The organism is Corynebacterium drakensteinense, from assembly GCF_041224285.1.
GTDB lineage: Bacteria > Actinomycetota > Actinomycetes > Mycobacteriales > Mycobacteriaceae > Corynebacterium.
Window position 1 is genome coordinate 156,317 of the sequence record NZ_JAXOFP010000003.1, and the last position, 10,453, is coordinate 166,769.

The window sequence follows — 10,453 nt, forward strand, 5'->3', positions numbered from 1 at the left end:
TTTCTCCCTACTCCAGTCCTTTATCGATGCGACGCAGAATCACGCCTTCGCGCAGTGCCCATGGGCAGATTTCGAGTTCGTCGATTCTTAATGCTCGCATACTAGCCTCTGCAACCAAAGCACCGGCAACAATTTGGTGCGAACGGTCGTTGCTAACCCCTTCGAGCTCGGCTCGGTCCGCAGCCGTCATGCGCGAAATAAAGGCAATGAGTTGCCGCAATCCCGGCGCCGTCAGTGTGCGCCGAACATAGGGGCCTGCCGACGACGGCGCCGCACCGGTCAGTCGAGCCAGAGAGCGGATCGTTTTGGAGGTTCCCACGGCAATTCCGGGGTCGCCATAGGCGCGGATCTCGCTAGCAACGTCCTTCAACTCGGCGTCGATGTAATCACGCAGGGTATTGATCTTTTTCTTGCCCGGCGGATCAGTGTCGAACCAGTTGTAGGTCAAGCGTCCAGCGCCCAAATCCAGCGAACTCGCCACATCCGGGTGCTCATCGGTACCGGTACACAGCTCCAGCGAGCCACCACCGATATCAATATTGGTAATCCGCCCCGCTGACCAGCCATACCAACGGCGCACGGCCAAAAACGTCAGCCGGCCTTCATCCTCACCCGACAGGATCTCCAGACGCACGCCGGTGTGCTTTTCTACTTCGTCCAAAACATAAGCCGAGTTGGTCGCGGACCGAATAGCAGACGTCGCAAAGGGCATGAACTCGTCACACCCGAGCTTATTCGCCAGCTCTTTGGCTTCCTTAACCGCGGCAATCAGCTTTTTCAGGCCGCGGTCGTGGATATTGCCGTCGGAATCGAGCTGCTCCACCAGCTTCAGCGAGGTCTTCCAATCGCTCATTGGGGTTGGTCGACCACCGTCGCGGACATCTACTGCTACTAGGTGGACAGTGTTGCTGCCCACGTCAATTACACCTAATCGCACACTCCTAGCCTAAACGGTCTACGGTGTCTAGGTGTGAATCACGCACGCTCTTCTTCTGTTTTCCTTGGTTTTCCTGCAATGTCGCCGGCTGGGAAGTCTATTCGTGCTGGCCGCGAAACCGCCCCGGATTTCCCTCGGGAGTGGTTCGAATTCACCAACCCAGACGATCCGGAGCATATTTTTTCCGTCGATCTGACCTGGGTGGAATCCCACTACAGCTGCCGTTTTGGCACGCCGGAGTGCTTTGGCATTCGGGAAGGCATCACCGACGTGGCGTGTTGTACCCACGGGGCTTTTCTTGCCGACGAAACCGACCAGGACCAGCTTTTCGACGCCGTCGCCGAAATGCCCGCGAAATATTGGCAACTACGCCCTAGCACTACCGATGAACACATCTCGGGTGTAGCGCCAGCTGGCGAGTTGGAACCCTGGTTGGTCTGGGACGAGGAAGAAAACGACGACGGCGAGATGGAGCCGTCATTGAAAACCCGAACTGTCGACGGCGGCTGTATCTTCGCGAACCGTCATGGGTGGGAAACTGGCGCAGGTTGCGCCCTGCACCAGTGGGCGATGGCAGAAGGTGAGGAATTAACCGTCGTCAAGCCGGAGGTGTGCTGGCAGGTGCCGATTCGTCGACATGAGGATTACGAGACACGCACCGACGGGGTGGAAATTTTGCGCACCGTGATTAGCGAATACGACCGGCGCGCCTGGGGCAACGGTGGCGAAGATTTCGATTGGTGGTGTTCGTCAGCGCCGCAGTGTCACACCACCGGCGAACCGGTATGGAAGACACACCGGGAAGAGCTCACCGCGGTCATGGGAAGGCGCAATTACGAGGTGTTGGTCGAGCATTGCCAGTTACGCCAAAACGCCCGCGATGCCGGCGTAGACTTACCACTGCATCCGGCAACGCGGGAAGCCCAGGCGGCCCCGGCGGCCGCAGGCGGAACAACACACAGCCATTAGGCGGCGAACTGGGCCAGGACTTCTCTGTGGCCGTTCTTATAGGCTGCGAACTTGTCGAACTTCTAAGCGTCGAACTTGTAGCCCAGCCCCCGCACAGTCACCAGTTGGGACGGCCGTGAAGGTTCTGGCTCAATCTTGGATCGCAAGCGCTTGACGTGCACGTCGATGGTTTTAGTATCACCGATATAATCCGAACCCCAGATGCGGTCGATCAGCTGGCCACGAGTCAGCACACGGCCGGCATTTTCTAGCAGGTATTCCAGCAGGTGGAATTCTTTCAGCGGCATCGGCACAGCCTCACCGTCGACGTAGACAATGTGCCTATCGACGTCCATGCGCACGCGTCCGCCCTCGAGTACGTTGTCGGACGGGCCTTCGGCATCGGTCTCCTGCGGATCGGCACCACGCCGCAGCACCGCGCGAATCCGTGCGGTCAGCTCGCGGGCGGAATATGGCTTGGTCACATAATCGTCGGCGCCGAGTTCCAGCCCGAGCACCTTGTCGATTTCCGAATCACGCGCGGTCACCATAATGATCGGCACCTGCGAGGTAGCCCGGATCTTTTTGCATACCTCGGTGCCAGACATGCCAGGCAGCATCAGATCCAATAACACGATGTCGACGCGCTCGGATTGAAACTTGGACAACGCGCTCGGCCCATCGGCTGCAATCACCGTCTCGAATCCTTCTTTGCGAAGAAGAAACGCCAGTGGATCGGCTAACGACTCTTCATCTTCAACGATCAAAACAGTAGCCATGGGGCTTTGTCCTTCATGTGTCGGTGAGTATGTGTATCTGACTTAATTGTGTCTGAATTGCTATCTAGCGGGCTAGCAGACTGGCGGGCTGGCCACTGACGACGTAGTGCTCCGAATCACTTCTCATTGGTCATACGAGTGATTCTATAACACGGCGTCCGGCGCGCCCCGTATCCGACGAATGAGAAATAACGCGCCAGCTCCGGATTAAGCGCTGCCCGCGTCTTCCTGGTCGCCGTCGCCGTCCCGGCCGTCGCCCTGATACCGCGGCAAAGCCAGGGTGAAGGTCGTGCCCTCGCCCAGTTCCGAGCTCAGGCTGATATTGCCGCCATGGTTCGCGATGACATGTTTCACAATAGCCAGGCCCAGGCCAGTACCGCCGGTCTGGCGGGAACGCGCCTTGTCCACCCGGTAGAAACGCTCAAAAACCCGCTGTTGATCGTCAGCTGCAATGCCAATTCCCTGGTCAGCCACGTGGATGCGAACTTCCCCCGCGGATACGGCCTCGTAGCTGATCGTCACGGGCGTGGCATCGGGCGAATAGTTAATGGCGTTGGAGATCAAGTTCGACACAGCCGTGACCAGGAGGTTTCTATTGCCTTCCACGAATATGCCCGAATCAAGCTCGTCTGCGCTTGTCGACGGCGCAAGCTCTGCATTCGCCAAGCGTTCGGTGCCATCGCCGGCCTGTCCGGCATCACCATCACTACTGCCAGCACGCCCGCCAGCACGCCGGCCATCACTACCACCAGCACTACCACCATCACGACCGACAGCACTATCACCGTCGCGAGCACCAATACCATCACCGCCGTCGCGGGCACCAGTGCTATCTTCAGCGTCGCCAACCCCACACGCTGCCGGAGTGCGCAAAGCAATATCGTGATTCTCCGCTGCCATCTGGTTACGCTCGACGGCAGCCCGGATGACGTCATTCACCGAGACCGGCTCAATTTCTGGCAGAGCCTCAGCGCCCTGCAACTTCGACAAAGAAATCAGTTCGTTGACCATATCGGCCATGCGCGTGGCTTCACGCTGCAGTTGCTTGCCAAAATGCGCGACGTGTTCGGGATCATCGGGTGAACCCAGCAATGCCTCGGCCAGCAGCGCCATCCCACCAACCGGGGTTTTCAGTTCGTGGGATACGTTGGCGACGAAGTCCCGGCGCGCCGATTCCATGCGCACGTTTTCAGACTCATCAGTGCCGTACACCACCACGAACCTGTCGTCGACAAGCGTGAGCGGTTTTACCAGTGCTCGCACATGAGAAATCCGATTACCGGTGCGACGCTTCGACATCGCCAAATCCAGAAAGCGGTTTTCTTTCTCCTCATCGTCGAACACGCTCGCGGCCACCCGCCACACCTGCTGGTCAACGGTTCGCGCGTGCACCAGCGCCATCTCGTGGGCCCGGTTATTCGACAGCATGACATCACCATTGCGGTCGAGCACCACGATGCCCGTAGGCGAACTCTGAATCACCAGGTGCAGCATCTGCCCGACGGTCACGACTTGGTTGGATTGCATCAGCGCGGCAACTCCAGCCTCGTCGGACGCCTCGGCGTGGTGGTCCTGTGCGCCCTGCTGCCGCTTATGGGATCCACAGTGCGCTGCACCTTGGCCACCGTCGTGGCCACCAGAACGAGCTCCGGGGTAGCCGCCGCTATGTGCCCCACCGTGGCGCTCGGGCCCGTGCCCCGAACGACGCCGCCGCTTGCGCACCACTGCAACGCCTGCCGCCAGCAGCACCGCTACCACCAGCAGCGTCACCACGACGGTGAGCGCAACGATCTGCGTCGTCGTCACGAGTGCTACTTGACCTCGCCGCTAGCCTGGCCCTGGTTAGCCACGGCTGCAGCGCCGGCCTCGGCTGCCTCTGGGTCAAGGTAGCGCCCACCCGGATTGGCGATGGTGCCATCGGCGGCGAACTCGTAAACCAATGGCATGCCGGTCGGAATGTTTAGGCCGGCGATGTCCTCGTCGGAGATCTGGTCGAGGTGTTTGACCAGCGCGCGCAGCGAGTTGCCGTGTGCGGCCAGCAGGACGGTTTGTCCCGCACGCAGGCGTGGCAAAATCTCGGCTTCGAAATACGGGATCGCACGGGCGACGACGTCTTTCAGGCATTCGGTGCGCGGCGGGTTCTCCACGTCGGCATAGCGCGGATCGCCGGCCTGGGAGTACTGGGAGTCGTCGGCAAGCTCTGGCGGTGGAGTGTCGTAGGAACGGCGCCACGACATGAATTGGTCCTCACCGTACTTGTCGCGGGTTTCCGCCTTGTTCAATCCCTGCAGCGCACCATAGTGGCGCTCGTTGATACGCCAGTTGCGGACAACGGGGATCCAGTGGCGATCAGCCGCCGACAGCGCGATGTTCGCCGAACGGATCGCACGACGCAGCAACGAGGTGTAGACCACCTCGGGTTTCAGCCCGGCAGCAGCAATCAACTCGCCGGCCCGGCGCGCTTCGCTCTCGCCGCGGGCGGTCAGATCCACATCCACCCAGCCGGTGAACTGGTTGGATTCGTTCCAGGTGGATTGGCCGTGGCGCAGCAAGATGAGCTTGCCGTTGTTGCTGGCATCGGCGCTGCCAGCGGCCGCAGATGAAGAGGCCACATTCGGGTCAGTATTAGGAGCAGAATTAGATCCAGTCATGCCTTCTAGCATGCCACGAGATCGCCCTTAATTGCCGCTGGCTTGCCGGTCACGCAAACCGGATTCGCTATCGGCGCGAGCGATGGCGTGCTGGAATACGTCGACGAGCTTGTCGACGGCCGCCGCCCAGGAAAACTGCGCAGCGTGACCCACCGCGGCTTGCCCCATGGCGATGCGGGTGTCATCGTCGTCCAGCAGATCCGCTAGCGCATCGGCCCAGTCAGCGGGGTCGTGGCCGTCGACAAGCGTGCCCGTTTCGCCGTCAGCCACCGCAATCGGCAGCCCACCCACGCGCGCGGCGACCACGGGGGTGCCACAAGCCTGCGCCTCCATGGGAACGAGCCCGAACGACTCGTTATAACTCGGCACCGCCACGATATCGGCGGCTTGGTAGACCGAGACCAGCTCTTCCGGCGGGCGGGTGTCGATGAAGCGGATGCACTTGGCGACGCCGAGTTCGCGCGCCAGGTTGTGGTAGTAATCGGGGCTGGCAGCGCTTCCCGACGGGCCGCCGCAGACAACCACGCGCAGGCAGCGATCAGGCTCGCGGCGAAACAGCTCGGCGGTGGCGCGGATGAGCACCTCGGGGCCTTTGAATTTCTGCAGCCTGCCGACGAAGGCCACGACCTTCGTGTGTAATGGGATGCCCAATTCGCGTCGGGAACGTTCGGTGTTGCGGTCTGTGCCCGGGGTAAACAGTTCTAGGTCGGCACCTGGCGGGACCACCACGATCTTGGATGGTTCGGCATCATAGTGACCGATGAGGTCGCGGGCTTCTTCGTCGGTGTTGACGACGAGGGTGTCGGCGTTGTCGACGAGCTGTTGTTCGCAGATGCGGCGCGCCTCGGATTCGGGGGTGTCGTCCGCCGAACGGTAGGCGTTTTTCACCGCCGCAAGCGTGTGGGCGGTGTGGATGAGGCTGATGCCCCACAGGTCGCGCAGCAGCCAGCCGACCTGGCCGGAAAGCCAATAGTGCGAGTGGATGACGTCGTAGGGTGATTGACAGGCGGTTCCGGGGTGGGAGGCTTGGCCGGTTTGACCGGTATGGCCAGTTTTACCGGATTGGCCGAGGTGGGCGGTTTCGGGCCGGCGGGCCTCTTTATTGACGAACTGCACGATGCCGCCGGTAAAGGCCACTAGCTGCGTTGGCAACGACTCTTTCTCTAACCCGACATACGGGCCCGCGATGATGTTGATAACGCGAAGGTTTTCGGCAAGTTGCATGACCTCCGGCTGCGAGGAGCGGGTGGCGCGGGTGAAGATATCGACGCCAATGCCCTGCTTCGCGAGCTGGCGGGCAATATTTAAGACGTAGACGTTCATGCCCCCGGCATCGCCGATTCCCGGCTGCTCGATGGGCGAGGTATGCATAGAAATCATGGCGATGCGCATACATGCATCCTAAGGCCAGACCTCGCGAAGGTGACAACCTCCTGCAGGGCCGGATCTGGGCTGGGACCCGACCTGGGCTGAGTCTCACCCTGGGCTGAGTCTCGACCTACGCTAGGAGCCAACCTGGCGCATATCGATATCCCTGGTTTCGCGCATCAGGAAGACCGCAACCAAGGTAATCCCGGTAACCACCGCGAGGTAGACCCCCACGCTGCCCACGCCATTCGAGTTGACCAGCGCCGTAGCGATAAACGGCGCGATCGCAGCACCCAAAATAGAGCTGACGTTGTAGGAAATTCCAGAGCCGGTGTAGCGCACGTTCGTCGGGAACATTTCCGGCAACACTGCCGACATCGGCCCGAAGATCAGCCCCATCAGGAACATGCCTATGGCCAACCACACGGTCACGCTGGCGATCGTCGCGCTGCCTTGAGTAAGGAAGATCCCGAAGGTTGCCGAAAAGACCAACATGCACACCGAGACGATGCCCAAAAAGCGCCGACGACCAATCTGATCGGCCCAACGCCCTGCTAATGGCACGCCGACGACGAAGAACAAGATGGTAAACAGCTGCATCTTCAAGAAGGTCACGTACGGAATGCCCAACCCGGCGGATCTCGCGGGATCAGCGATGCCGTAGGAAAGGATCCAGGTGGTCACCAAGTAGAACAGCGTGTAAGTCGACAGCATCACGGCGGTGCCCAGAACCATTGGGCGCCAGGCGGTCTTAAATACTTCGCGCAGCGGCGAATTCGCCTTCTTACCGCTATCGACCGCTGCCTTAAACACTGGGGTTTCTTCCAGCTTGAAGCGCACGTACAGGCCAACGATCACCATCACCGCCGAAAGCAAAAATGGAATGCGCCAGCCCCATTCCATGAACGCACCGTCGGTCTGGCCGTTTTCGTGCCCCATGGTCATCACGAGAACCAAAAACAGCCCGTTCGCCAGGATGAATCCGAACGGCGCTCCCAACTGTGGCCACATGGCTGCACGTGCCCGGGCGCCTGGCTCGGCGTTCTCGGTGGCGAGCAATGCAGCACCGGACCACTCACCTCCCAGGCCGAGTCCCTGGCAAAAACGCATCAACGCCAGCAGCGCCGGCGCAGCGATGCCAATGGAGGCATAGGTAGGCAATAAGCCGATGATGAACGTCGCAATGCCCATCGTGAGCAAGGATGCGACCAGCGTGACCTTTCGCCCGGCGCGGTCACCGAAGTGGCCAAAGACCACCGATCCCAGCGGACGAGCAACGAAGGCCAAACCGAAGGTCGCGAACGACGCCAGCAGGCCGACCGTGGGATCTTCGTTTTTCGGGAAAAACAGGTAGGGAAACACCGCGACCGCGGCCGTGGCATAAGCATAGAAATCATAGAACTCGATGGTTGTGCCAACCGTCGAGGCAACGATAATGCGCCGGCGGGTGGTCTTATCCACCGGCCGCTTCGTCGGCCTGTCGCTGGTGTTCGTCTGTGAGGTCATCGTTTGCCCTGCACCTTTCTTTCTGTCTTGCCCATCTCTTCTGAGTGCCCGGTCTTCTGGCTGCTCAGTCTTCTGAGTGTTCGGTCTTCTGAGTGCCCGGTCATGTGGGCGCTAGGTCCCGAGTTGAAGCCCCGGTGGCACCACTAGTTTTCCCACGGATTGGGAATATATCTTAAATAATGAGACGAAAGCAAGGCAAAGATTCCACACAGAGCACACACAGAGCGCACGCAGAGCCGAGTACACTGGACCCAGTCTTATTCCAGTTCGGATGCCCGCCCATCCGCGGGCCCTCGGTCACCGAAGACGGCCACCCGAAAACCCACCACGTCAATAAGGAAGCACAGTAGTTTCTATGTCGGCTTTTGAATCACAGGCATGGCTGCAGCATTACGCGCCATCTACCCCACACACGCTCGATTACGGCAACGTGACCTTGCTGGATGTTTATGACAACAACTTGGCAATCAACCGGAGCAAGCCAGCGACGTGGTTTTTCGGCCGCAGCATGTCCTACGGCGAGCTTGATGAGCAGGTGCGTGGCATTGCCGCTGGCCTACGCTCCCTTGGCGTCGGTCCGGGCGATCGTGTCGCGCTCATTTTGCCGAACTGCCCGCAGCACGTGGCCGCGTTTTATGCTGTGCTCAAGCTGGGCGCGATCGTCGTCGAGCACAACCCGCTCTACACGGCACACGAGTTGCACGATCCGTTCGTCAACCATGGCGCCCGTGTGGCGATTGTCTGGGATAAGGCCGCGGAAACGGTGGAGAAGCTACGCCAGGATCGCAACTTAGCGCTGGAAACGATCATTTCGGTGAACATGATCGAAGCTATGCCGAAGTTCAAACAGCTGGCTCTGCGCATTCCGCTGCCGAAAATCCGCGAAACCCGCAAGCAGTTGACCGCCCCAGCTCCGAATACCGTGCCGTTTTCCGTGCTTGCCGACGGCTCCATGGGCGGTTCCGCACACGATTTCACCCCTGCCGACGGCGTCGACAAGAACACCCCAGCGCTGCTTCTATACACGTCCGGTACCACTGGCAGCCCGAAAGGCGCGCAGCTGACCCACGGCAATCTGTATGCCAATATCCTGCAGGGCAAGCACTGGGTGCCCGGCCTGGGCGACCAGCACGAACGCCTGTTGGGCGCGCTACCCATGTTCCACGCGTATGGTCTGACATTCTTCGGCACGTTGGGGCCTTTTTTGGGTGCGGAGATGGTGCTGCTGCCGTCGCCGCAGATTCCGCTGCTGATGGACATTATGAAAAAACACCCGCCGACATGGATCCCGGGCGTGCCACCGCTGTACGAGAAAATCATCGAGGCAGCCGAGGACAAAGGCATCGACCTGTCGAAGATCCGCAATGCTTTCTCCGGGGCCTCAACCCTGCCGGTGCACACCGTGGAAAACTGGGAGCGCGCCACCTCCGGATTGCTGGTGGAAGGCTACGGCCTCACAGAATGCTCCCCCATCCTGGTGGGCAACCCGATGAGCGAGGACCGCCGCCCAGGTTATATTGGCGTGCCGTTTCCGGACACGCAGGTGCGCATCGCCAACCCGGACAACCTGGATGAGACGCTTCCCGACGGGCAGGAAGGCGAGTTACTCGCCCGCGGCCCACAGGTTTTCCACGGTTATTATGACAACCCGGAAGCCACCGAGGCAGCGTTTCATGATGGCTGGTTCCGCACCGGCGATGTCGGAATCATGGAAGAAGATGGTTTTATCCGGCTGGTTTCGCGCATCAAGGAAATCATCATCACGGGTGGATTCAACGTGTATCCGGGCGAGGTGGAAGAGACCATGTTGAGTCATGCCGACGTCGTCGAGTGTGCCGTGGTGGGCCGTCCGCGTTCCGACGGTGCCGAAGATGTCGTGGCCTGCGTGGTGCTTCGCGACGGCGCTGAGCTGAACCCAGAGGGGCTGCGCGCCTTTGCCAAGGAACGGCTGACTCCATACAAGGTACCGCGCACCTTCTATCACTTCGAGGATCTGGCGAAAGACCAACTGGGCAAAATCCGCCGCCGCGAGGTGCAGGCTGACCTGCTGAAGCGCCTAGAGGATGAGAGCTAGGCTAGATCGCTAGCCCGAGGCCGCACCTCGACGCTGTCGCAAATATCAAAGCGTAAATTACCGGAGCGTGGCTCGGGAATCCCCCGGGCGACGCTCCGTTTTGTTTCTTTGCGCCCAAGTTGGTTTCGTTCTCCCCTACGCATCTCTATTCGTCTCTGCGTACCTGCCCCCTGTCACCCCTTGCTTGCCC

At 60.3% G+C, this 10,453-nt stretch carries 8 protein-coding genes; 2 read left to right on the plus strand and 6 right to left on the minus strand.

The window, feature by feature from the left end:
• Positions 1–7 precede the first annotated feature (7 nt).
• Entirely contained in the window at positions 8–937 is a 930-nt protein-coding gene (locus U1140_RS03305; RefSeq protein ID WP_369846038.1) for a Ppx/GppA family phosphatase, read from the minus strand.
• A gap of 33 nt (positions 938–970) precedes the next feature.
• On the opposite strand from U1140_RS03305, the gene U1140_RS03310 reads away from it, so the two are divergent.
• Positions 971–1,906 (plus strand): DUF3109 family protein, encoded by a 936-nt coding sequence (locus U1140_RS03310; RefSeq protein WP_369846040.1) that lies wholly within the window; start codon positions 971–973, stop codon positions 1,904–1,906.
• A gap of 62 nt (positions 1,907–1,968) precedes the next feature.
• On the opposite strand, the gene U1140_RS03315 is transcribed toward U1140_RS03310, so the two are convergent.
• From U1140_RS03315 to U1140_RS03335, 5 genes are all read right to left on the minus strand, one after another.
• Complete coding sequence (locus U1140_RS03315) at positions 1,969–2,664, minus strand: response regulator (RefSeq protein ID WP_369846041.1); 696 nt, start codon at positions 2,662–2,664, stop codon at positions 1,969–1,971.
• A 207-nt stretch (positions 2,665–2,871) separates the two neighbouring features.
• Entirely contained in the window at positions 2,872–4,470 is a 1,599-nt protein-coding gene (locus tag U1140_RS03320; protein WP_369846043.1) for an ATP-binding protein, read from the minus strand.
• Between the two features lie 5 nt (positions 4,471–4,475).
• A complete protein-coding gene (locus U1140_RS03325) occupies positions 4,476–5,315 on the minus strand; it encodes a phosphoglyceromutase (RefSeq protein WP_369846045.1) in 840 nt (279 codons plus the stop codon).
• A gap of 27 nt (positions 5,316–5,342) precedes the next feature.
• Positions 5,343–6,707, minus strand: coding sequence for a D-inositol-3-phosphate glycosyltransferase (gene mshA / locus U1140_RS03330; protein WP_369846047.1), 1,365 nt, complete (start codon positions 6,705–6,707; stop codon positions 5,343–5,345).
• A 111-nt stretch (positions 6,708–6,818) separates the two neighbouring features.
• Positions 6,819–8,189: an MFS transporter gene (locus U1140_RS03335; RefSeq protein ID WP_369846048.1), complete on the minus strand. Its 1,371-nt coding sequence runs from the start codon at positions 8,187–8,189 to the stop codon at positions 6,819–6,821.
• A gap of 355 nt (positions 8,190–8,544) precedes the next feature.
• On the opposite strand from U1140_RS03335, the gene U1140_RS03340 reads away from it, so the two are divergent.
• Positions 8,545–10,263, plus strand: a complete 1,719-nt coding sequence (locus U1140_RS03340; protein ID WP_369846049.1) for a long-chain-fatty-acid--CoA ligase — start codon at positions 8,545–8,547, stop codon at positions 10,261–10,263.
• Positions 10,264–10,453 lie beyond the last annotated feature (190 nt).

What these genes read in the sequence shown, in the direction of transcription:
- U1140_RS03325 (WP_369846045.1), bottom strand. Translation starts at nt 5,315, where the DNA reads ATGACTGGATCTAATTCTGCTCCTAATACTGACCCGAATGTGGCCTCT.
- mshA (WP_369846047.1), bottom strand. Translation starts at nt 6,707, where the DNA reads ATGCGCATCGCCATGATTTCTATGCATACCTCGCCCATCGAGCAGCCG.
- U1140_RS03335 (WP_369846048.1), bottom strand. Translation starts at nt 8,189, where the DNA reads ATGACCTCACAGACGAACACCAGCGACAGGCCGACGAAGCGGCCGGTG.
- U1140_RS03315 (WP_369846041.1), bottom strand. Translation starts at nt 2,664, where the DNA reads ATGGCTACTGTTTTGATCGTTGAAGATGAAGAGTCGTTAGCCGATCCA.
- U1140_RS03340 (WP_369846049.1), top strand. Translation starts at nt 8,545, where the DNA reads ATGTCGGCTTTTGAATCACAGGCATGGCTGCAGCATTACGCGCCATCT.